The organism is Streptomyces sp. NPDC006208 (genome assembly GCF_040613775.1).
In the GTDB taxonomy this organism is placed as follows: Bacteria; Actinomycetota; Actinomycetes; order Streptomycetales; family Streptomycetaceae; genus Streptomyces.
Map to the genome: position 1 here is coordinate 1 of NZ_JBEXSW010000002.1, position 20800 is coordinate 20800.

A 20800-nucleotide genomic window follows, 5' to 3' on the forward strand; every position below is an offset into this window, starting at 1 on the left:
CGTCAAGCTGACCACCCTGCGCCCGGAGCAGGCGGCGTACATCGGCGTCGAGGTCGAGGGCCCGTACAAGCCCGACCACTACCGCTACTGACCGACCCGCACCATCCCAGAGACCAGGCCCCCGCCAATCCCCCGGGCGGGGGCCTGACCTGTGCCCCCGCACGCTGTCAGCGCATCGCGGCGATGGCCCACTCCGCGACGATCGCCACCGCGACGCCGACACCGAGCACCGCGGTGGCGACCTTTGTGCGCCCCACCCGGCTGAGTACCAGCGCGCTGCCCGACAGAATGAGCGCGATGCCGTAGAAGCCCAGGGTGAGCACGGAGTGCGTGCTGCCCAGCCGCAGCACCAGCGTGACCGCCACGGCGATCATGATGGCGGCGGAGAGTGCGATGCGGACGTGGCGTGCCTGACGTGGTGTGAGCCCCTGCCGCTCCGGGCCCGTATTGGCTTCTGACATGCCCGAAAGCCTATCCGTCGTGCTGCGCCGCGGGGCGGCCAACCCCGATCATGGCCTGCCGGTCCCGACGCGGGCCGGCCACAGCGGCGCTGTGCCCGTGAGCTGGCACGTCATGAGGTACAGCGGGATCGGCGGGGTGTACGGGCTGGAGTTGTCGGACGGGCCGACCAGCCGGGGGCTGGTCGCGGGTACCCGGGCCCCGCGGGCGTAGTGCGACGGCAGCGGCCAGGTCAGCCCCAGGTCGGAGCCCGCCGGCACGATCCACCACCACCAGTGGCTGTCGGCGAAGACGCAGCCGTTGCGCGGCAGCCGCGCAAGAAGCCGGAATCCGTAGCGCGCGGGCACACCGACGGCGTCGCAGCCGAGCGTGACGGGGAGCCCTGACGGGACGCGGAGCCGGGTGAGCCGGCTCTCACCGCCCCAGCTCGCAGCGAGCCTGCTTTCGAAGTCCCGCCTCGCGGCGTCCGCCCCCGTTCCGTCCCCCGCGCCCCGGGGTGCCCGACGGTCCGGCGGTTGCGCGCCGCCGTGGTGACCCCCGTCGTGGCGCCCGCTCCTGGTGAGAAACGCCGCCAGGCTTCTCAGCACGCCCATCCCGTCTCGCGGGAGAGCTCCGCCCATACGATGCGGCCGGTGCCGTGCTCACAGTCGTGCGCGCCCCAGGCGCTGCTGACGGCCTCGACCAGCAGCAGTCCGCGCCCGCGCTCCTCCTCGGCGGCAATGCCCTCCTCGGCGTTGCGGCACACCCGCGGACCCGTGGGCGTCGACCCCTGGTCCTGCACGGTGATGCGCAACTGCCGGTCTCCGTTGACGACTTCACAGGCCACCAGACTTCCACCGGTGTGCACCACGGCGTTGGTGACGAGTTCGGATATGACGAGCAGCGCGGTGTCGTGCAGGTCGCCGTGGATGCCCCAGCAGCGGAGCTGATCTCGCGCCAGTTTCCGTGCCTGTGAGACGAATTCGACGCGCGCCGGCAGCTCGAAGCCGTACCGGTTGAGGTCGGTTCCCGAGTGGGGGTCCAGGAGCTGGGCAGTGAGCGCGTCACGGTTCACGCCCCCCACTCTCCCGCTGCATCAAGCACCTTGGCAAGAGCCACTTTGAAAAATGCAGAGTGGGCATATTCATCGCTGGGGTGCCGTGGCACACTGCTCGCAACAGAGCACGTGGGGAGGTCTCAAGTGAGTGAACCGCGGTCCGCCCCCACCGTGGGCCAGGTGGTTCTCGGCAAGCGCCTGCAGGATCTGCGGGAACGCGCAGGTCTCAAGCGCGAGGAAGCGGCCAAGGTGCTGCGCGTGGCCCCCGGCACCGTCCGCAGGATGGAGACGGCCGAGGTCGCGCTGAAGATTCCGTACGTGCAACTGCTGCTCGGCGCGTACGGGGTGCCCGACGAGGAGGCCCGCGGCTTTCTCGAGCTGGCCGAAGAGGCCAACAAGCCCGGATGGTGGCAGCGCTTCCATGACGTCCTGCCGGGCTGGTTCAGCATGTACGTCAGCCTGGAGGGTGCCGCAAGCCTCATCCGTGCGTATGAACCGCAGTTCGTGCCCGGTCTGCTGCAGACCGAGGACTACGCGCGGTCGATCATGCTCGGCGGAGCGATCGGCCACACCGAGACGGAGGAGATCGAACGTCATGTGGCCCTGCGGATGGAGCGGCAGAACCTGCTGACCCGTCCGGATGCGCCCAGATTCTGGGTGATCATGGACGAGACGGTGCTGCGCAGGCCCGTGGGCGGACCCGGTGTGATGAGGGCCCAGATCGACAAACTGCTCCAGGGTGCCGAACTGCCTCATGTCACCTTGCAGATCGCGGAGTTCAAGACCGGTCACCACCCGGGCACCTACGGTCCCTTCGTGCTGTTCCGGTTCGCCATCCCCGAACTCCCCGACATGGTGTACAGCGAGTACCTGACCGGCGCCGTCTATCTGGACGCCCGCCCCGAGGTCGCCACACACCTCGAGGTCATGGACCGTATGGCGGCCCAGGCTGCGACTGCGCAACGCACGAAGGAGATTCTCCGGGATCTCCGCGAGGAGCTGTGAATGGATCACATATACAACGGGATGCCCGCTGCTGAGCTGGGCGAGGAGGGCTGGCACAAACCGTGGAGCGGCGGCAACGGCGGCAACTGCGTCGAGGCCATGAGACTGGCCGACGGCCGGGTCGCCGTACGCCAGTCCGCCGACCCCGACGGCCCGGCGCTGATCTACACCTCCGGTGAGATCGCCGCCTTCATCCAGGGAGCGAAGTCCGGCAAGGCGGATTTCCTGGTCAACTGAGCTGCTGCCGCGGGGGGAGCAGTGTCACCAGGAATTTCTTCGCGGCCGAGACGTTCCCGGCGGAGTCGACGGTGCGGTACTCGATCGTGTGGGTGCCGTAGTCCGGCGTTGCGTCGTCCCAGGGCACCACGCGGGGTGTGCCGAGCTTGCCGTACACAAGGCCGTCGATCTCGGTGCCCCGCGGGGTGAAGCGGTAGGGCGCGTCCGCGTCCGTCGGCCAGCCGTAATACGTCTGCCAGCCGTCGCCGTCGACCCTGAACTGGCGGACCACATGGCCGCCGTGGTCGTCACGGGCGGTCAGCTCCATCGTGAAGGGGCCGTCGTACACGTACTCCACCGGCCTGCCGGGCCGGTGGACCGTGCGCAGCGGCTCGGAGAGTGCGTACGCGCTCCCGGCCGGGGAAGCGTCCACCGTCCAGGACAGCCGGGCGCCGGTGCCGGCGATCCGGGCGGTGAGCGTGTGAGTGCCGGGGCGCAGGTGCAGCGTGCCCAGGTCGAGGTCGCGGTCGTTGCCCGGATTGACGACCGGGCGGCCGTCGAGGGCCCAGCGGACCGACAGGTTCCGCGTGCTCGGACGGGTGGTGTCCGCGTGGACGACCGCGTCCGCACCCACCGGGGCCGAGGTGTCGGTGTGCCCGGTGAAGGCGGCGGTCACCTGGTCCGGCGGTGTGCCGACGGCGGTGTCCACCGTCCAGCTCACCGTCCGGGTCAGCGCGGATGACCCGCGGATCGCCGGATCGCGGACGAACGGCGTGAGGTCGGTGACGGTTGCCGTCAGGGTGTGCGTCCCGGGCCGCAGGCGCAGTGCGCGCAGATCGACCGTCCGCGCCCCGACGGCATCCGCGAGGCGGCGGCCGTCCAGCCGCCATTCGACGTCGAGTTCACCGCCGACCGGATGCAGTGTGTCCACCCACACCGTCCGGTCGTCGCCGATCGGGGACGAGTTCGAAGTGTGGTCCTGCACCAGGTTCACCTTGGCCGATATCTTCTGCACCATCACTTCGCGTTCGACCTGGTCGAAGGCGTAGCCGAGGGTCTTCATCAGCGAGTGCCTGCTCGGCCGCCACACCCCCTTCGTGGAGTACATCCCGCCCTCGTACCGGCCTATGACCCCGCCGGCCTCGCTCTTCTCGCCCAGCCAGCGCCACCACTTGGCCCGCTGCTGCCTCATCTCGTCCTCGGTGAGCAGCGTGTGATGAGCCGAGCCCGGCTCGCCGTCCGAGTGGACGCCGCCGGGCACACCGCGGGTGTAGTAGTCGTACTCGTCCTGGAGCTTGCCCAGCGAGTGCCCTATCTCGTGCGGGGTGATCAGCGAGGACAGCGCGTTGCCGCCCGACGCGGTCGCATAGGTGCCGCCCGCTCCGCCGTACGTGCCGCTGTTGGCGAGCGCGACGATCTGCCGGTTCGCGCCCGCGGTGCCAGGTATCAGGTCCGCGAGCGCCGTCGCCGCCGCGCTGTCGACGCTGAGCAGGCGCTGCACGCTGTCCGCATTGCAGCCGCCCCAGAAGCCCATGTTCAAAGGGGTGTCACGGCGCGGGTCGCCGAGGCCCGGGTCGCAGTCCACGCCGGACTCGGCCGACGGGAGCTCGACCGCCCACACATTGATGTACGACCGGTAGGAGGCGAACGGCTCCGTCGACCAGAGCACGTTGAGGTGGGTCTCGACATCCGCGCGGAACTTGGGCAGTTCACCGGCCGTGTAGCCGTCGCCCAGCAGTACCAGGTTGAACCGTTTGTCGGCGGGGCCGGTGGTCTGCACAGGCACGACCGTCGCGGCCTCGGCCACCGGCGCATCGGCCCGGGCGGCCGGGACGCCCGGGCCGAGGAGCAGCACGGCCAGGACGGCGCCCGCGGTGGCGAACAGACCGGCTCTGCGGATTCCTGCGACGGATGAGGTCATGGTGAGGGAGCGTAGTGATGAGTCCAACTCGTAGTAAAGGAAGGGCAGTTGGCGGCACGTCTCAGGAGAGGCGTATCAGCCGTCGGAGCCCCGCCGGACTCGCTGCGAATAACCGGTCGCCTTCGAGTTCGGGCATCGGTAGCTTCCGTGCTTTCGTCACAAGAACCGGAGGAACGGACATGGACAGCGAGTTGAGCGCGATGTGCGCCTGGAGGGAGGCAACGCGGAAGGCTTCCAAAGCTCGGGGCGAGGAGTATGCGACAGTCCTTCCGGACATCGGGTGGGACGTCGGCGCGCCGATGCCTCATGTCTTCAGCTCCGGCCACCAGGCCTTCGTGTTGTTCCACCTGGCGCAGCCTTCACCCGACTGGGACGGGACGTGGATCCGCGTGGTCGACCCCGCCGATCCGGCGCCGGCGGCTCTGGGCCTGATCGAGTTCGTCAGGCCCCACTCGGTCAAGTTCGGCGGCCCCAACGATGAGGTGCTCCACGGGCATCCCCTGTCCGAGCGGGGCCTGGAGGCCTACAGGGCCCACGAAGTCCACAACTCGCGCTGGATCACGGAGGAGGAGCGCATCAACTCCGTCCACAGCAACCACCAGGGCGGATGGCACCAGCGCATGCACCACTACGTGCTGGCGTTCCATGACGAGACCCTTGAATGCCTCGCCGCCGATCTGCGCCTGGAGCGGCTCACCTGTGCGTTCCCCGAGGCGGTCGCCCAGGTCGCCGCCAGACTCGTCGCGCTCCCATCCGACGACGACGCCGAACCGGAGGACTGACCGCTCCCGGAGCCCTGGGGCACATCTGGGCGGCACACGCCCCCTGGTCCCCAGCACCTCCGGATCCGGCACCGCGGGCGCGGCGGGCTGCACGTTGCACACCGTGACGCTGCCCATCGCCTTCGTGGAAGGCTGGAGCAAGTCCGCCCGGTGGACCGGTGTACCCGTCCGCGATCTGCTGGAACGCGCCGGAGCGGCCCCCGGAACGGCCGCGCGGGTGGTGTCGCTTGAGCGCCGCGCCCCACAGGGGCTGCCACGCCGTGCGCCTGCCGGTGGGTGCGCCGTTGCCTCCCCAAGCTCTCGCGCTTGACGGGGGCTGATCGAGGGCTCCTGGGGTGTCGGTGTGGTTCTCGGGGTGTTTGTCCGGGTGCTGGAAGGCTGGGTTCATGAAGCCAGCCGTGACCCAGGCCGCCGGCGAAGCACTGGCGCGGCACGCCTGGGGGGACGTGTTCGCGATCCTGTCGGAGGCCGATCGGCACCAGCCACTCGATCCGGAGGACCTTGAGCGGCTCGCGCTCGCCGCGCACCTGATCGGCAAGGATTCGGAGAGCGACGAGCTGTGGACGAGGGCCCACCATGCGTGGCTGACCCGTGGCGATGTGCCGCGGGCCGTCCGCTGCGTGTTCTGGCTCGGTCTGGACCTGGTGCTCAGCGGCGAGTGGGCCCGTGGCGCCGGCTGGACGGCGAGGGCACAGCGGCTCCTCGATGCCGGGCAGCCGGACTGCGTGGAGCAGGGGTACCTCCTGGCGCTGGAAGCGCTCCAGAACCATCTCGCAGGGGATGCGGCGACGGCCGAGGCTGTCGCCGAGCAGACGTTGACGTTCGCGACGCGGTTCGGGGACCCGGACCTGATGAATTTCGCCATGGTCTCCATCGGCGAGAGCCTGGTCAGGCTCGGCCGGGTGGAAGAAGGGGTCCAGCTTCTCGACGAGGCCATGGTTGCGGTGACGGCGGGTGAGGTGTCCCCGGTCGTGTCCGGGCTCGCGTACTGCGCGGTGATCTCGGCCTGCCGTGAAGCCTTCGATCTGCGCCGGGCCCGGGAGTGGACGGCCGAGCTGTCGCGGTGGTGCGCGGCGCAGGAGGAGCCGGTGCCCTGCCTGGTCCACCGCGTCGAGTCAAGGCCAACCGGTCGGACACGGAAGCCGGCTACCTGGCCACCATGGCGTCGGTTCCGTCTTTCGCCGAACGGGCCGCGGCGGCCACGCGAGTGGGACGTCTCGTCGGCATGGCGGTCCCCAACTTCTTCCGCAGGCCGTACGGCCCCGGCTGGGCACTGGTCGGTGATGCCGGATACCTCAAGGACTTCATCACCGCCCAGGGCATCCAGGACGCCTTCCGCGACGCAGAACTGTGTGCGCAGGCGCTTCACCAGACCTCTGCCGGCAGGCGGACGTTCGACACGGCGATGAAGGGCTACCAGGAGAGCAGGGACAGGCAGGTCATGCCGATGTACGAGTTCACCGCTCAGCTCGCCTCACTGGATCCGCCGCCGGAGATGCAACAGCTGCTCGGCGCGGTGTCGCGCAGCCGTCCGGCCCAGGACGGGTTCGCCAGGGTGGCGGCCGGGGTGACCTCGCCCGCGGAGTTCTTCGCGAACCCTACAGCGCGAAGGGACGGTCGCGACGGGCGTCGTGCAGCACCGAGCCCCACCACTCCAGCTGGTCGAGCAGCACCTTCGCCGCGCCGTTCGGGCCCTGTGGCTCGATGAGTGTGCCGTCGGGAGCGAAGAGCTCGAAGTAGCGCGGGAAGGACACGTAGTCGCGCAGTGTGTGCGCATGCAGTTCGCCGAAGACCTGCCGCAGCTGCTCGATCGCGAGCAGACCACCGCTGCCACCGCTGTACCCGACGAAACCGATCGGCTTGGCCTGCCACTCGGTGTAGTGCCAGTCGATCGCGGCCTTCAGCGAAGCGGGGAAGCTGCGGTTGTAGTCGGGTGTCACCACGACGATCGCGTCCGCCTCGCGGATCCGCCGCGTGAGGTCCGCCATGCCGTCCGGCCGCGGCAGATCGGGCTGCAGCGCCGGCGGTACAGGTGGCAGTTCCAACGGCAGCGGTGTGTCGGCGAGATCGACCAGGTGCGCCGTGAACCGGCCGTGCTGCTCGGCCTGTTCGACGAACCACTTCGCCACCACCGGGCCGAACCGGCCCTCCCGGACACTGCCGATGATCACTGCGAGATCAAGAGTTGCATCGGACATGGGTGTGCTCCTTGTCGGCATCGTGAACGTGCGGCCTTGGCACCGCACACCGGTCAACCTGCCGGTCGCGGCCGACCCGAGGAAGGCCGGGCGGAGGCTGGTAGTGGCAGGGCCACGATCCGCCCGGACCCGGCTGTTACGGTCGATGGGTGAGCGACAACGAGCTGGGCCTGTTCCTGCGCACCCGCCGCGAGGCCGTCACCCCCGCCGATGTCGGCCTGCCCACCGGCCCCCGCCGCCGTACGCCCGGGCTCCGCCGTTCCGAACTGGCCACGCTCGCCGGCGTCAGCGTCGAGTACGTGACCCGGCTCGAGCAGGGCCGCGACCGCCGGCCGTCCGCGCCCGTGCTTGCCGCGCTCGCCGACGCACTGCGGCTCACCCCCGGCGAACGCGTCCATCTGCACCGCATCACCAAGGCCGCGGAGGGAGGCTTCAGCTGCATGGGTGCCGCGATCCCGTCGCGTACGGTGCGACCCACCGTGCGTGCCCTGATCGACAGCCTCGAGCCGGCCCCCTCCGTACTGCTCAACCGGCTCGGCGAGATCCTCGCCTGGACCGAGGGCTACGAACGTCTCGCACGGCCCATAGGCCTGCTGGACGGCACCCCGCCGAACCTGGCCCGCTTCGTCTTCCTCGACGAGCGGGCCAAGGCCGCCTGTCCCGACTGGGACCAGGTCGCCGACGAACAGGTCGCAGCGCTCAAGCAGGGTCCCTTCCGCGCAGATCAGCAAGTCGCTCTCCTCGCAGACGAGTTGACCCTCATGGCCGGGGCCGCCTTTGCCGACCGGGCGGAGGCCTTGCCCGGCCTGCCGAAGGCGAACGGGATCACCCGGCTCGTCCACCCGCAGGCAGGTGAGCTGCGCCTGGCGTACGAAACCCTCGAACTGCCCGCGGACGACGATCAGCGCCTGGTCGTCCACCTCCCCGCCGACGACCTCACCGCCGCGGCCCTCGACCGTCTCCAGGGCCGTCGGCCGGGAGCGCTGCGGGCGGTCTCCGGCTGACGGGGGGTCCGGCGCCGCCCATCCGGCCTGATCCGACGACAGGCCCTACGGCCGGGTCAGATAGGCGAGTCCGGGATGCTCGGCCCGGTATCGGTCCAGCAGCCGCCGCGCCACGCTCACGGAGTCGACCAGGGGGTGCAGCGCGAAGGCCTTGACCGCGCTCGCCCGCGAACCGCTCTCCGCCGCCGCGAGCACCTCGCGCTCCACCGCCTTCACCGAGGCCACGAGACCCGCCGCGTGATACGGCAGCGGGTCGACCGCCACCGGATGCGCGCCGTTCACGTCCACGAGGCAGGGCACCTCGATCACGGCTTGCGCGTCCAGCACGGCCAGCGTGCCCTGGTTGCGGACGTTGAGGATCAGCGTCGTGCGCTCGTCGCGCGCGATCGCACGCATGAGGGCCAGCGCCACCTTCTCGTAGCCGCCCGACTCCAGATCGTCCTCGTCCCGCTCGCCGGTCCCCGCCGCCTCGCGGTTGGCCGCCATGTATGTCGCCTCGCGCTCCGCGAGCGTGCGGTGCCAGGTCGCCAGCGCGGGTGTGCCGGGACGCCGCATCTCCTCGTAGAAACCGGCTTGTTGGGTCCGAAGGAACGCGCCGCGTGTCTGCTTCGCCTCCTGGTAGGCGCGCACCGTCTCGCGGTTGAAGTAGTAGTAGTGCAGATACTCGTTGGGCACCGCGCCCAGCGACCGAAGCCAATCGGGCCCGAAGAGCCTGCCCTCCTCGAACGAGCCCAGAGCGTCGGTGTCCGCCAGCAGCCGCGGCAGCTCGTCGCGACCGCCCACGCGCAGCCCGCGCAGCCAGCCGAGGTGATTGAGGCCCACATAGTCGATCCAGGCCGTCGCCGGGTCGGCGCCCAGCGCCCGCGCGACCCGCCGCCCGAGCCCGACGGGCGAGTCACAGATGCCGATCACCCGGTCGCCCAGCACCCGGCTCATCGCCTCGGTGACCAGACCGGCGGGGTTGGTGAAGTTGATGACCCAGGCATCGGGGGCGAGCCCGGCGACCCGGCGCGCGATGTCCATGGCCACGGGGATCGTACGCAGCCCGTAGGCGATCCCGCCCGCGCCGACGGTCTCCTGCCCCAGCACGCCCTCGGCCAGGGCAACTCGTTCGTCGGCCGCGCGTCCTTCGAGACCGCCGACCCGGATCGCGGAGAACACGAAGTCCGCACCGCGCACGGCCTCGTCGAGGTCACGGGTCACCACGACCCGGGGCGCGTCCGGGTGTGCGGCGGCCTGTTCCGCGAGCACCCGGGCCACCGCGTCGAGCCGGTCTGCGTCCACGTCGTGCAGGGTGACCCGGGTGACACGGCCCTCGCCGCGATCGGCGAGCAGCGCCCCGTACACGAGGGGCACGCGGAATCCGCCGCCGCCGAGAATCGTGAGCTTCATGCTGTTACGCTACTCGGCGGCCGGCGGCCCTCAGCCCAGGTCGAGCGCGTTGCGCAGCCCCAGCCGGTAGCGGATGCGGTCGTGGCGCTTGAGGATCTCCAGCTCCGGGGCGCGGAACATCGGCGTGATCGTGCAGCGGGCCGCTGCCGAGCCGTCGCGGTCGAGAAGGGCGTTGACCGCGGCGCGCGCCGAGGCGTTGGCGCCCTCCATCGTCGCCAGGTCGATGTCGACGGACACGTAGTCGCCGGCCAGGAAGAAGTTGGGGATCGCGGTCGCCGCCTGCGGGCGGTTGTGGAAGGTGCCGACCGGGTGGATGAGCAGCTCGTCGTCGTTGGTGGGGTTCGGGGTGCCGAGGCCGTCGACGCCCGGGTCGAGGTACCAGGAGTGCAGGGCGCCGTCCTTGAGCACGGTCTTGCCGGTGTCGTTGACGGCCGCTTTCAGCTGAGCCCATACCTCCCGCGCCACCTCGTTGCGCGTGCACTGCTTGGCGGTCTTGCCGTACAGGATCCCTGGCTGGTCCCATTCGGAGATGTCCACGGACAGGCAGTCCACCGCGACACCGTCGCCGTAGTCGGCGGGGAAGTCCCTTTCCGGCCAGTGTCCGGCCTGCTGAATGGCCGTCAAGGACCAAGGTGAGTCGATGCAGTTGAAATGTCCGTGCAGGAGCGGTGCCCGCTCGGTGAGGTAGAACTGAATGCCCGTCATCCAGTCCGTCTCCAGCTTGTCGCAGCGCCCGAGCTGCGGGTCGGCCGCCCGCAGTGCCGGGCCCCAGGTCCGCCGCGCATGCTCGACAGGCATCGCGGAGACATAGTGGTCGGCGGTGACGGATGTGCGTACACCCTGCGGGTCTTCGATCACCGCGGCGGCGACGCGCCCGGATCCGTACTTCACCTCCCGTACGGTCCAGCCGATACGGAACTCCACGCCCAGATTTCTCAGATGCTCCACCCACGGGTCGATCCAGGCCTCGTTGGTCGGGGCGTTGAGGATCCGGTCCAGGGGCCCGTCGGCGCCGCGTCCGAGCGCGTTGAAGATGAAGGCTTCGAGGAGCGAGGCGACGGTGCGGGTGCTGGCCTCCTCGGCCTTGGTCGCCACGATGTTGCGGGTGACACCGACGGCGAGGATGCGCTGGTAGTCGTGGCTCATCTGCCCGGCCCTGACGAAGTCCCACCAGGGCTTGTACTCCCATGTCCCGTTGCGCCGTTCGTCGCAGCTGGTGAAGAAGACCAGTACGCGCCCCACGAAGTACGCCGCCTCGTGGGGCGGGATGCCGCGGACGGTCTCCAGCAGGCCCGTGAGAGCCCGGCGGATGTCGTCGAGGGAGAGGTCGGCCGGCTTGTGTCCGGGCCAGGGGAGGGGGAGGCGCAGATCCTCACGCCCGGTGCGGGCGAACGACATCTCGGGCGGCGCCACCAGGTTGTCCCACACCCCGTTGGCGTTGCCGGGGAAGGGGATGCGGCGCATCGTGTCCGGCAGGTTGTGATAGATGCCGGGGATGAAGCGGAAGCCGTGCTCCGCGGGTAACGCGCGGCGTCCGCCCTTGGCGCTGTTCGGGACGTCCATGCTGCGGGCCTTGCCGCCCAGCGCCCGGCGCTCGTACACGGTGACCTTGAAACCGCGCTCGGCCAGCTCGTGCGCGGCGGTCAGCCCGGCGACGCCGCCGCCGAGCACGGCGACGGACCGGACACCGCCGGCCGCGACGGACCGGACGCCTTCGGCTGCGGCAGCTGTGCCGGCCGCCCCTGCCGTGGCCAGCGCGGCACTGCCGCCGACCGCGGCCGTCCCCGCAATGAACGTTCGTCGTGAGGTGCCCGACCGATCCATAACCGATCCCCTTACCCGACGGTAACTGTCGCGTCCGGCGCAGGAGCATACGGAGATCCCCCACGCCCCGGAAGCGCTCTGTGGGCCCGTTCGCGCATTGGCTGGAAAATGGAGTCATGGCCCGACACATCTCACGTCCCAAGCGGACTGCCGCCCCCGCTCTCACCGCGGACTCGCCCTGCCCGTGCGGGCTTCCCGCGACCTACGCGGAGTGCTGCGGCCGCTTCCACAGCGGCGAGGAGTCCGCCCCCACCGCCGAGCACCTGATGCGCTCCCGCTACAGCGCCTTCGCCGTCCAGGACGCGGCGTATCTGCTGCGCACCTGGCATGCCTCGACCCGGCCCCGGCATCTGGAGCTGGACCCGGCTATGCACTGGGCGAGCCTGGAGATCGAGGAGGCGACGGACGGAAGCGCGTTCCACGCGAAGGGCACGGTCACCTTCCGCGCGCGCTACCGGCACCACGGCAAGCGCGGCGAACTGCACGAGCGCAGCAACTTCCAGCGGCAGAACGGGGTGTGGGTGTACGTGGACGGCACGTTCATCGACGGCACATGAGGGCCGGGGCGCCGGCACTCCAGGTCGGCTGCGACTCCCCGGCGGAAACCGGATGGACGACGGTGCGCGGCACGGATACTGTCCTGTCTTCCGACCAGTCAGCCGCATCCGCCGGAGAACGATCCCGATGACCAGCCGTCCCGCAACGACCACCCTCTGGCGCCCGACCGGCCCCAAGGAGCTCGAGCTGGTACGGGAGTTGGAGTTCCGGGCCTGGCCGCCGCGGCTGCCGGAGCAGCCGATCTTCTACCCGGTTCTCGACGAGGACTACGCGATCACGATCGCGCGGGACTGGAACGTGAAGCACGACGGGGCCGGCTTCGTCACCCGCTTCCAGGTCGAGTCCGGGTTCCTGACCCGGTACCCGGTACAGCAGGCCGGCGGGCGGACCATTCTCGAACTGTGGGTTCCCGCCGAGGAGCTCGGCGACTTCAACGCGCACATCGTCGGGACGATCGAGGTCGTCCACGAGTTCCACTGAGACCACCGGGCCGCGCCGGGCGACGTCGCTCGGGACCGCTCGTCCGGCGATCCGAACGATGCGGCTCAGTCGAGGACCACCCGAGCGATCAGTTCGGCGACCCTGGCCGGCTGATCCGTCATCACCATGTGGCCCGCGTCGGGCACGGTGACCATGGTCACGCGGGTCATGGCGGCGAGCTCGTCGTGCTCCTCGTCGGTCAGCCCGATCTCGTCGCGGTCGCCGCGTACGACCCATGCCCGCGCGCCCGACTCGCGCAGCCGGGGGACCAGCGATCCATGGTGGTCCAGATAGTCGAAGTAGTGCCGGACGATCTTGCGGCAGACCGGCGGGTCGTTCTTCTTCAGCTCGGCGATCAGCTCGTCACGACTGGCCCCGGGCAGGCTCTCCGCCATCGCATGCGGTGTCATGTGCACCATCGCGGACCAGGCCAGGGCCCCGATTCCGGGCACTCGGCCGAGGCGGTCGGCGACCTCGAGCTCCTTGAACTCGTCCGGACGCGAGAACGTCGGGGACAGCAGGACGACAGGGCCCGTGAAGTGTCCGCCGGCGGCCATCTCCAGGGCGATGTTGGCGCCGAGGCTGTGGCCGACCACGGCATCGCATCCGCGCTGCGCGGCGAGAGCGCCGTAGAGCGCCGCGTAGGTCTCCATACGCGGATCCTGCGGGGCGGGGGTGCCCGCGAAGCCGGGGATCGTCACCGCGGCCAGCCGCACCGGCGCCCCGGCGAGCGCCGGTGCGCCCATCAGGCCGTCATAGAACGCCGTGCTGAGCATCGCACCCGGCAGCAGCAGCACGGTGTGCGGGGCGTCGGCGGGCCCTGACTCGTGGATCTGCCATGCGTGGAACTCCTCGGTACTGCTCACGACCGGACCTCCGTCTACGCCTGCGGCCGGCCCACAGTGTGGCGTGCCGTCGGTCGCGCTCCGGCGACCCTGACCCGAACGCGGCATGTCACGGCGCGGGTGTGTGCCTGCCCGGCGGATGCGTAAGAATGGGAACGTGAGTACGAATACGGGGGAGTCCCGCCCGCCTTTGAGTGCGGCCATGACGGGGTCCGAGTTGCTGCGCTGGTACTGGACGCTGGCCGAGCTGACGGGGCTGGCCCGGTCGACGGGCGTTTCGACCGCAGGCGGGAAGGCGGAACTCACCGCTCGCCTGGCCGCCGCCCTCGACGGAGCACCGCCGCCGGCCGAGGCGCTGCCCACGCCCGCCCGCCGCTCCCGGGCTGTCCCGCAGCTTGCCGCGCCGGTGGATGCCGGCACGGTGATCCCGGAGGGGCAGCGGTGCAGCCAGGTGCTCCGCGCCTTCTTCGCCGCCCGGATCGGTCCGGCGTTCCGCTTCGACGCCTTCATGCGCGCGTTCATCGCCGAGAGCGCGGGCCGGACGCTCGGTGACGCCGTACAGCACTGGTACGACACGCGGGAGCAAGCGGCGAGGCCCCAGGAAGTCGGCGCCCAGTTCGAGTTCAACCGCTTTCTGCGGTCCTGGCATGCCGAGCATCCGTCGGGCACTCGCGCCGAGGCGCTGAACGCCTGGCGGGCGCACCGGGCGACGCCGAAGGGCGAGGCCGGGCCGTGATGCCGGCGGCGACGCGGTCGGTGGATACCCGGTCCTGGGCTGATCCGGCGCGGTGGGATGGCCTCGCGGGCTGAGTGAAGGGCCGCCCCAACGTGGGCGGCCCCTGGATCGCCGGAGCGATCGCCGCGACAGCGTGACGGCGGGTACTACCAGCCGCGGCCGGGCTTCACCGTCAGTCGCGGGTTGTATGCGGCCAGTACCTTGTTCGCCCGGGCCAGCGTGGACAGTGCGTGCTCCCGGTCCGCCCGGTCCTCGGCACACAGCGGGCCACGGAAGCGGTGCACCTCGCGCGCCGCGCACTCTGCTTCGATCTCCGCCTGGAGCACATGTGCCGGCATGCAGGAGCCGATCAGTACGGCGACGCGATCGGGGATCGGCACGGGGATGAGGGGGGAGGCGGTCACGGCTTGTCCTTCTCTGCTTCTCTGCTCCACCCCTCCATTCCTACAGAAGGGGCTTCCGGGTCTGTCTGCGGGGATGTCTCCGTGCTGCAACCGTTCTCGGATCATCCGTTGCTTCCCGTCACCTTGCCGATCGCGTCCCGATCGGACTGGTCAGGGAACCCGGAGTCGTACGAGATGCGCAGTGCACGCCTCGCCGCGCCGGCTGCCTGTGGCGGCACCGCCGACATACCTTACGCGAACGCCGGCCAGGACCTCGCACCGGTGGTGCTCCGGAGCCACGGCGACGACGGATGCCGACGTACCGCCAAGTCACCGCGACCGCAAAGAGGTTGGCGGTCGCCGAGCCGGAGGCGGGCGGCCGGGTCGCGATCATGTCCCGTACCCGCTACGAGTGACCGCGCTCGACGTCGCGATCCGGGCGCCGGGCGGCCGCATCGTTCCGATGTGCGCCACATCCTCCGCCTACCAGGGCAAATAGAACTTTCAGGACAGCTGCGCCGGTCACCTGGTCGCCGAGAACCATGAGCGCACCGGCACTGTGGCCACCGCCACACCGCATCCTGGCGAACCTCCCCCGTCCGGAGGTCCGGCGGCGGTGCCCCGGACCACCCTCACCGCGCTCGGCCGGGTGATCCCCGGCGAGATCGAGGGGGTCCAACGGTGACGGTCACCGTGACCGCCGTTCACCCGCCCGGAGCCGACAGCACCTCGGACAGGTCGTACCGCACCGGCTCCTCCAGCTGGGCATAGGTGCAGCCCGCGGCTTCACGGTCGGGCCGCCACCGCCGGAACTGCGCGGTGTGCCGGAACCGGTCGCCCTCCATGTGGTCGTAGGCGACCTCCACCACCCGCTCGGGCCGCAGCGCCACCCATGACAGGTCCTTCTTGCCCGACCAGCGGCTCGGCGCGCCCGGCAGCCGGGCACTCTCATGGGCGCTCTCGTCCGCCCACGCAGCCCACGGGTGACCCTCCGGCGGATCCATCCGCAGCGGCTCCAGCTCCTCGACCAGCTCCTCGCGCCGCTTCGCCGAGAACGCGGCGCACACCCCGATGTGCTGGAGTGCACCCGAATCGTCGTACAGGCCCAGCAGCAGCGAACCGACGATCGGCCCGCTCTTGTGGAAGCGGTAGCCCGCCACCACCACGTCGGCCGTGCGCTCGTGCTTGACCTTGAACATCAGGCGGGCGTCAGGGCGGTACGGCAGATCGAGCGGCTTGGCGATGATCCCGTCGAGGCCCGCGCCCTCGTACTGCTCGAACCACTGCTGGGCGAGTGCGACGTCCGTGGTGGCCGGCGCCAGATGGACGGGCGGCCGGGCCCCGGCCAGTGCCTCGGTGAGCATCACCCGCCGCCGCTCGAGCGGTGCGTCGAACAGGGAGTCGTCGCCGAGCGCGAGCAGATCGAAGGCGACGAAGCTCGCGGGCGTCCGCTCGGCCAGCATCCGCACCCGCGAATCTGCGGGATGGATGCGCTCGGTGAGCCGGTCGAAGTCGAGGCGGCCCTCATGGGCGATGACGATCTCGCCGTCGACGACCGACCGGGCCGGCAGCTGGGTGCGCAGCTCGTCGACCAGTTCGGGGAAGTAGCGCGTGAGCGGCTTGCCCGTACGGCTGCCGATCACCACCTCGTCGCCGTCCCGGTGCACGATCGCCCGGAAGCCGTCCCACTTGGCCTCGTACTGCATCCCGGGCGGGATCTTCTTCACGGCCTTGGCGAGCATCGGCTTCACGGGGGGCATCACCGGCAGATCCATAGGGCGATTGTCCGGTATGCGAGGACTCTCGGCACGGCCTACGCTGGCGGGCATGGCCGCAGCGGTGGAGCTGGAAGTGGGCGAGCGGACCGTCCGTGTGTCCAATCCCGACAAGGTGTACTTCCCTGAGCACGGCTACACCAAGCTGGACATGGTCCAGTACTACCTGGCCGTCGGCGACGGCATCACCCGCGCGCTGCGCAACCGCCCCACCACGCTGGAGCGCTACCCCGACGGTGTGACCGGCGAGTCCTTCTTCCAGAAGCGCGCCCCCAAGTACCTCCCCGAGTGGATCCCCACCGCGCACATCACCTTCCCCAGCGGCCGGTCCGCGGACGAGATGTGCCCGACGGAACCGGCCGCGGTCCTGTGGGCGGCCAATCTCGGAGCCGTCACCTTCCACCCGTGGCCCGTGCGACGCGAGGACACCGACCACCCGGACGAGCTGCGCATCGACCTCGACCCGCAGCCGGGCACCGAATACGCCGACGCAGTGCACGCCGCCCACGAACTGCGCGACGTGCTCGACGGGGCAGGTCTGCGCGGCTGGCCCAAGACCTCCGGCGGACGCGGTCTCCACGTGTTCGTGCCGATCGAGCCGCGCTGGACCTTCACCCAGGTCCGGCGCGCCGCGATCGCCTGCGGGCGGCAACTGGAACGCCGGATGCCCGACCGGGTGACGATCAAGTGGTGGAAGGAGGAACGCGGGCAGCGCATCTTCGTGGACTACAACCAGACTGCCCGCGACCGCACCATCGCGTCCGCCTACTCGGTCCGCCCCCGCCCGCACGCCCCGGTCTCGGCACCGCTTCGCTGGGACGAGATCGACGACGCCGTGCCGGAGGACTTCGACATCAAGTCGATGCCCGCGCGCTATGCCGAAGTGGGCGATGTCCACTCCGACATGGACGACCAGCGTTTCAGCCTGGAGAGCCTGCTGGAGCTGGCCGACAAGGACGAGGCGGAGCACGGACTGGGCGATCTGCCGTACCCGCCGGAGTACCCGAAGATGCCGGGGGAGCCGAAGCGCGTCCAGCCGAGCCGGGCCAAGAAGGACGACGCCGAGCCCGCCGAGTAGGGGCAGGGCCCGCGCCGACGCTCCGGATGAGCCCGCCTCTCGACGGCGAGGCCACCCGGAAGCCTCCGGCCCCGTGACCGGTCCTGCCCGGACCGGACGGGAGCCGTGGAGCGAGGGCGCCGAGCACCTCCGGCCGCGACGACCACATCGGAACGCCGGCCCGGCGTCCGGCCCGCGGGGGACGGTGACACTGCCGTACCGCTGGGGGTCGGCCGGTTTCCGGGGCGGGCCGGTGCGCGCACCACGTCGAGGACGACGGTGTGGGCGAGTCCGTCCTCCGCACGGCGCCTCAGAGCCCATCGCCCCGCCGCGGCCGGGCATGTCCGCCGCAGAAGCCGGCGGCACCGGTCACAGTGATGGGGGGTCCGGCCGGTCATCGGAGGGTCTCCGGGCGGTCCGGACCCGTCAGGCCCGCGGGAGCGGACGGCCGGCGCGTACCGTGAGGGTCCGCCAGCTGGGCAGGGCCGCCCTGCGGTCGGCCTCGGCCCGCACCACGACCGGGCGGTACGGCGCCAGGGCCTGGAGCACATCGGCCAGCTGGACCCGGGCGAGCCTGGCCCCCGGGCAGGTGTGCTGCCCCGCGCCGAAGACCAGGTGGGCGACGTCGGGAGTGGCGGGACGCCGGGCGTCCGGTGCGCTCCGGTGGGCGCCGACGGCGTGCCGGGCGACCAGCAGGAGCCGGTCACCGGCGCGCACCGGGCAGCCGCCCGCCGCGCCGTCCGCCGCGGCCACCCGGGGCAGCAGCGGAGAAGCGGCCGTGACGCGCAGCAACTCGTCGGCCAGGGGCCCGCGCAGGGCGTCGTCCCCGGCCTGGTCCCACAACCGGGCGTCCGCACACCAGGCAGCGGCCCGGGGCAGCGCCGCGACCGTGGTGTTCACGGCGGCGACCGCCACCATCGCGGACAGCGCGTCGTCCCCGGTGCCGAGCAGCTGCCGCAGCCGAGCCGTCGCCCGCGCCGCCTCGGCCCGGGCTCCCCGGCGGGGCAGCCCCGGCAGCTCGCTGCGGATCGAGGCGGCGGCAGCATCGGCGGCGGCAGCGGCCACGGCGGACGGGGACGCGCCCGAGCCGGTCAGCGCGCAGACGACCGAGCCCGACAGCTCCCGGGCGAGCGCGACGAGGTCCACCTCCTCGCCCGTGGCCAGCGGTTCGAGCCGTCGCACGAGCCAGGGCTGCCACACCGCCCGCAGTCGCTCGACGCCGAGCGCTCCGAGATCCTTCGCCAGAGCACGTCGCCCGGACCGGTGTTCGTCGCCCTCCTGGTCGAACAGCATCCCGCCGTACGGCTGTTCCGCCGGACTCAGCGCGGACCGTGCCGCTGCGCCCGTGGTTCCGGCCGCCGTACGGTCGAGAGGCAGGCGGGTCAGCACCTCGCGGTACGCGTCCGCGTCGTTCACCAGCAGCGTGCGTCCGATCCGGAGCACAGGGCGGCGGCGGGCGGCCGCGAGGAGAGCGAACAGGACGGGGTGACTGCGCAGATACACCTGCCGGTCCCGGCGCCGGGCCCGTGCAACGCCGGTGCCGCCCGCAGCCGGCACCGGATCCTGACGAACGGCAGCACTCATCCGAGACGTACCGCCGCGAGCTCTGCCGTGGCCGCACGGTCCGGCTTGCGTGAGCGGCCGGACAGCGGGACGGGGGCGAAGAGCAGCGCGTCGGGCCGCGCGGAGCCCATCCGCCGCATCGGGTCGGCGAGCGCGGACCGCAACTGCTGCTCCGTGTAACCGGGCCGGGGCTCGACGACGGCGACGAGCCGTTCGTCGCCGTCGCCCGCGGGCACACCGACGAGCACGGCCAGTTCCACACCCGGCACGTGCAGGGAGGGTTCGTACAGGCCTGGATAGATGTTCTCGGCGCGGCGCAGCACCATGTCCTTGCAGCGGCCCTCCAGAACGATCCGTCCGGCGGTGTCCAGGTGGGCCCGGTCGCCGGTGCGCACCCAGGGGTCCGGGTCGTCGCCCAGGCAGCGGTGCCGGGCCGCGGCCCCGGCGAGCAGCAGCTCGCCCGCGTCGTCCGTCCTGGCCTCGACGCCCGGCAGCGGCGCGCCGACGAGATCGCCCGCACCGTCGTACGCAGCCTTCTGCCTGGACTCGACCGCGGCGACGGGGAAGAGTTCGGTGAGCGCGTACACGCCCCAGGCCTCCGCCGCGCCGGCCTTCCGTACGCGGTCGAGCAGTTCGGCACTCGCGGGCGCCGAGCCCGTCCACACCCGGCCGGTGAAGGGGGCCCCGGCGCGCAGCGCGTCCCTGAGCTGAGGTGGAGTCAGATAGGTGCCCTGGGGCCGTAGCCGGTGGAGCTGCCGGGCGAGGATCCGGGGCGAGCGGGTCGGGAGCGCGACCGGTGCCCCCTGCGTCAGAGCCGGCACGAGGACGAAGAACGTACCGCCGACGACGGGTTCGTCCGGGTGCGCGGAGAAGAGGGCGCGGACCGTGTCCATGCCGGCGGACAGACTGGAGCGGGTGTGCACGACCGCCTTCGGGCGGGACGTCGTACCGGACGTGAAGACGATGACCGCGTCGCCGTCACCGTGGTCGGTCACCGGGATGCGCGTCCGCGCCGCTTCGAGCGCGGGTGCACAGCCGGGCAGCCTGCGGCCCACGGTCGCGACCGGAGCGAGCTCGGCCAGATCGGGCAGCGTGAGGCGGGCCCGCGCTGCCAGTGGCCGGGCCCAGCCGGCGACCGCCTGTGCGGTGGCATCGGCCAGCACGAGCGAGGGGCGGGCGAGTGAGAGCCGAGAGCGCAGCACGTCCGGGCCGGCGCCGGGATCCAGCACGGCGCCGCGCAGCCCGAGCCGCCACAGGGCGAGCAGGACGGCGAGCGCCCGAGGGCCGGGACGCACCGCGACGCCGACGGTGTCCCCGGTGCGCAGACCGCGTGCGTACAGCGATGAGGCGTACGCGTCGGCAAGCCCGGCGAGTTCACCCCGGGTCGCCCGCACCCGGACATGCCCGGTCAGCGTCGCGCCGAACACGGCCGGCCGTTCCGGGGCGGAGCGCAGCGCGTGGTCGAGAAGGTCGAGCATCAGGAGCCATCCACGGGTAGGTGACGGTGGGCGGGGGGACGAAACCGGAGCGCGGGCCGGCGAGGGCGGCGAGAGCCTAGGCGGGGCC

The 20800-nt window shown here is 71.4% G+C and carries 22 protein-coding genes and 1 pseudogene; 11 read left to right on the forward strand and 12 right to left on the reverse strand.

From position 1 onward, the window contains the following. Positions 1-91, forward strand: a 91-nt coding sequence (locus tag ABZ208_RS01325) for an adenosylhomocysteinase (protein ID WP_356907737.1), incomplete at its 5' end; no start/stop codon positions are given. A gap of 76 nt (positions 92-167) precedes the next feature. Here the strand turns inward: ABZ208_RS01325 and ABZ208_RS01330 are convergent. The 3 genes from ABZ208_RS01330 to ABZ208_RS01340 are packed head-to-tail and all read right to left on the reverse strand — an operon-like array spanning position 168 to position 1513. Then, positions 168-461, reverse strand: coding sequence for a hypothetical protein (locus tag ABZ208_RS01330; protein ID WP_328393658.1), 294 nt, complete (start codon positions 459-461; stop codon positions 168-170). A 48-nt stretch (positions 462-509) separates the two neighbouring features. Continuing rightward, the gene (locus tag ABZ208_RS01335) at positions 510-1046 is read right to left on the reverse strand and encodes a hypothetical protein (protein WP_356907510.1); all 537 of its coding nucleotides are present in this window, start codon (positions 1044-1046) and stop codon (positions 510-512) included. After that, on the reverse strand, positions 1040-1513 hold the full coding sequence (locus ABZ208_RS01340) for an ATP-binding protein (RefSeq protein WP_356907511.1): 474 nt from the start codon (positions 1511-1513) through the stop codon (positions 1040-1042). The genes ABZ208_RS01335 and ABZ208_RS01340 overlap by 7 nt, the downstream gene beginning before the upstream one ends. A gap of 126 nt (positions 1514-1639) precedes the next feature. Here ABZ208_RS01340 and ABZ208_RS01345 point away from each other — a divergent pair, with 126 nt between their 5' ends. Both ABZ208_RS01345 and ABZ208_RS01350 read left to right on the forward strand, forming a co-directional pair. Then, a complete protein-coding gene (locus ABZ208_RS01345) occupies positions 1640-2500 on the forward strand; it encodes a helix-turn-helix transcriptional regulator (protein WP_356907512.1) in 861 nt (286 codons plus the stop codon). Continuing rightward, positions 2501-2737, forward strand: a complete 237-nt coding sequence (locus ABZ208_RS01350; RefSeq protein WP_328393650.1) for a DUF397 domain-containing protein — start codon at positions 2501-2503, stop codon at positions 2735-2737. Here the strand turns inward: ABZ208_RS01350 and ABZ208_RS01355 are convergent. Then, positions 2730-4637, reverse strand: a complete 1908-nt coding sequence (locus ABZ208_RS01355; RefSeq protein ID WP_356907513.1) for a M64 family metallopeptidase — start codon at positions 4635-4637, stop codon at positions 2730-2732. The two genes, ABZ208_RS01350 and ABZ208_RS01355, sit on opposite strands and share 8 nt — an antisense overlap. 179 nt (positions 4638-4816) lie before the next feature. On the opposite strand from ABZ208_RS01355, the gene ABZ208_RS01360 reads away from it, so the two are divergent. From ABZ208_RS01360 to ABZ208_RS01370, 3 genes and pseudogenes are all read left to right on the forward strand, one after another. Then, on the forward strand, positions 4817-5419 hold the full coding sequence (locus ABZ208_RS01360) for a hypothetical protein (RefSeq protein ID WP_356907514.1): 603 nt from the start codon (positions 4817-4819) through the stop codon (positions 5417-5419). A gap of 97 nt (positions 5420-5516) precedes the next feature. Continuing rightward, positions 5517-5657 (forward strand): annotated as a pseudogene (locus ABZ208_RS01365) (molybdopterin-binding protein); the annotation flags it as partial. A gap of 148 nt (positions 5658-5805) precedes the next feature. Next, positions 5806-6828: a hypothetical protein gene (locus ABZ208_RS01370; protein ID WP_356907515.1), complete on the forward strand. Its 1023-nt coding sequence runs from the start codon at positions 5806-5808 to the stop codon at positions 6826-6828. Between the two features lie 189 nt (positions 6829-7017). On the opposite strand, the gene ABZ208_RS01375 is transcribed toward ABZ208_RS01370, so the two are convergent. Continuing rightward, positions 7018-7617: an NAD(P)H-dependent oxidoreductase gene (locus ABZ208_RS01375; protein WP_356907516.1), complete on the reverse strand. Its 600-nt coding sequence runs from the start codon at positions 7615-7617 to the stop codon at positions 7018-7020. A 149-nt stretch (positions 7618-7766) separates the two neighbouring features. Between ABZ208_RS01375 and ABZ208_RS01380 the strand changes: the two genes are divergently transcribed. Beyond that, complete coding sequence (locus ABZ208_RS01380; RefSeq protein ID WP_356907517.1) at positions 7767-8621, forward strand: helix-turn-helix transcriptional regulator; 855 nt, start codon at positions 7767-7769, stop codon at positions 8619-8621. A 45-nt stretch (positions 8622-8666) separates the two neighbouring features. Here ABZ208_RS01380 and ABZ208_RS01385 read toward each other — a convergent pair whose 3' ends face one another. Both ABZ208_RS01385 and ABZ208_RS01390 read right to left on the reverse strand, forming a co-directional pair. Then, positions 8667-10013, reverse strand: coding sequence for a 6-phospho-beta-glucosidase (locus tag ABZ208_RS01385; RefSeq protein ID WP_356907518.1), 1347 nt, complete (start codon positions 10011-10013; stop codon positions 8667-8669). A gap of 30 nt (positions 10014-10043) precedes the next feature. Continuing rightward, positions 10044-11837 carry an FAD-dependent oxidoreductase gene (locus ABZ208_RS01390; protein WP_356907519.1) on the reverse strand — a complete coding sequence of 598 codons (1794 nt, stop codon included), beginning with the start codon at positions 11835-11837 and terminating at the stop codon, positions 10044-10046. Positions 11838-11953: 116 nt separating this feature from the next. Here ABZ208_RS01390 and ABZ208_RS01395 point away from each other — a divergent pair, with 116 nt between their 5' ends. Beyond that, positions 11954-12394, forward strand: a complete 441-nt coding sequence (locus tag ABZ208_RS01395; RefSeq protein WP_356907520.1) for a YchJ family metal-binding protein — start codon at positions 11954-11956, stop codon at positions 12392-12394. A gap of 127 nt (positions 12395-12521) precedes the next feature. Then, on the forward strand, positions 12522-12875 hold the full coding sequence (locus ABZ208_RS01400) for a hypothetical protein (protein WP_356907521.1): 354 nt from the start codon (positions 12522-12524) through the stop codon (positions 12873-12875). A gap of 65 nt (positions 12876-12940) precedes the next feature. On the opposite strand, the gene ABZ208_RS01405 is transcribed toward ABZ208_RS01400, so the two are convergent. Beyond that, positions 12941-13741, reverse strand: coding sequence for an alpha/beta hydrolase (locus tag ABZ208_RS01405; RefSeq protein WP_356907522.1), 801 nt, complete (start codon positions 13739-13741; stop codon positions 12941-12943). Between the two features lie 136 nt (positions 13742-13877). Between ABZ208_RS01405 and ABZ208_RS01410 the strand changes: the two genes are divergently transcribed. Then, positions 13878-14456 carry a DUF6434 domain-containing protein gene (locus tag ABZ208_RS01410; RefSeq protein ID WP_356907523.1) on the forward strand — a complete coding sequence of 193 codons (579 nt, stop codon included), beginning with the start codon at positions 13878-13880 and terminating at the stop codon, positions 14454-14456. A 146-nt stretch (positions 14457-14602) separates the two neighbouring features. Here ABZ208_RS01410 and ABZ208_RS01415 read toward each other — a convergent pair whose 3' ends face one another. Then, positions 14603-14860, reverse strand: a complete 258-nt coding sequence (locus ABZ208_RS01415; protein ID WP_356907524.1) for a hypothetical protein — start codon at positions 14858-14860, stop codon at positions 14603-14605. Between the two features lie 683 nt (positions 14861-15543). Beyond that, on the reverse strand, positions 15544-16614 hold the full coding sequence (locus ABZ208_RS01420) for an ATP-dependent DNA ligase (protein ID WP_356907525.1): 1071 nt from the start codon (positions 16612-16614) through the stop codon (positions 15544-15546). 52 nt (positions 16615-16666) lie between these two features. Here ABZ208_RS01420 and ligD point away from each other — a divergent pair, with 52 nt between their 5' ends. Next, positions 16667-17692: a non-homologous end-joining DNA ligase gene (gene ligD, locus ABZ208_RS01425; RefSeq protein WP_356907526.1), complete on the forward strand. Its 1026-nt coding sequence runs from the start codon at positions 16667-16669 to the stop codon at positions 17690-17692. A gap of 405 nt (positions 17693-18097) precedes the next feature. Here ligD and ABZ208_RS01430 read toward each other — a convergent pair whose 3' ends face one another. Together ABZ208_RS01430 and ABZ208_RS01435 are read right to left on the reverse strand one after the other, a co-directional pair. Next, positions 18098-19255, reverse strand: coding sequence for a cytochrome P450 (locus ABZ208_RS01430; RefSeq protein ID WP_356907527.1), 1158 nt, complete (start codon positions 19253-19255; stop codon positions 18098-18100). Further along, complete coding sequence (locus ABZ208_RS01435; protein ID WP_356907528.1) at positions 19252-20712, reverse strand: class I adenylate-forming enzyme family protein; 1461 nt, start codon at positions 20710-20712, stop codon at positions 19252-19254. The genes ABZ208_RS01430 and ABZ208_RS01435 overlap by 4 nt, the downstream gene beginning before the upstream one ends. Positions 20713-20800: the final 88 nt, after the last annotated feature.

What these genes read in the sequence shown, in the direction of transcription:
- ligD (WP_356907526.1), top strand. Translation starts at nt 16,667, where the DNA reads ATGGCCGCAGCGGTGGAGCTGGAAGTGGGCGAGCGGACCGTCCGTGTG.
- ABZ208_RS01370 (WP_356907515.1), top strand. Translation starts at nt 5,806, where the DNA reads ATGAAGCCAGCCGTGACCCAGGCCGCCGGCGAAGCACTGGCGCGGCAC.
- ABZ208_RS01420 (WP_356907525.1), bottom strand. Translation starts at nt 16,614, where the DNA reads ATGGATCTGCCGGTGATGCCCCCCGTGAAGCCGATGCTCGCCAAGGCC.
- ABZ208_RS01375 (WP_356907516.1), bottom strand. Translation starts at nt 7,617, where the DNA reads ATGTCCGATGCAACTCTTGATCTCGCAGTGATCATCGGCAGTGTCCGG.
- ABZ208_RS01400 (WP_356907521.1), top strand. Translation starts at nt 12,522, where the DNA reads ATGACCAGCCGTCCCGCAACGACCACCCTCTGGCGCCCGACCGGCCCC.
- ABZ208_RS01385 (WP_356907518.1), bottom strand. Translation starts at nt 10,013, where the DNA reads ATGAAGCTCACGATTCTCGGCGGCGGCGGATTCCGCGTGCCCCTCGTG.
- ABZ208_RS01430 (WP_356907527.1), bottom strand. Translation starts at nt 19,255, where the DNA reads ATGAGTGCTGCCGTTCGTCAGGATCCGGTGCCGGCTGCGGGCGGCACC.
- ABZ208_RS01350 (WP_328393650.1), top strand. Translation starts at nt 2,501, where the DNA reads ATGGATCACATATACAACGGGATGCCCGCTGCTGAGCTGGGCGAGGAG.
- ABZ208_RS01395 (WP_356907520.1), top strand. Translation starts at nt 11,954, where the DNA reads ATGGCCCGACACATCTCACGTCCCAAGCGGACTGCCGCCCCCGCTCTC.
- ABZ208_RS01390 (WP_356907519.1), bottom strand. Translation starts at nt 11,837, where the DNA reads ATGGATCGGTCGGGCACCTCACGACGAACGTTCATTGCGGGGACGGCC.
- ABZ208_RS01355 (WP_356907513.1), bottom strand. Translation starts at nt 4,637, where the DNA reads ATGACCTCATCCGTCGCAGGAATCCGCAGAGCCGGTCTGTTCGCCACC.
- ABZ208_RS01330 (WP_328393658.1), bottom strand. Translation starts at nt 461, where the DNA reads ATGTCAGAAGCCAATACGGGCCCGGAGCGGCAGGGGCTCACACCACGT.
- ABZ208_RS01360 (WP_356907514.1), top strand. Translation starts at nt 4,817, where the DNA reads ATGGACAGCGAGTTGAGCGCGATGTGCGCCTGGAGGGAGGCAACGCGG.
- ABZ208_RS01435 (WP_356907528.1), bottom strand. Translation starts at nt 20,712, where the DNA reads ATGCTCGACCTTCTCGACCACGCGCTGCGCTCCGCCCCGGAACGGCCG.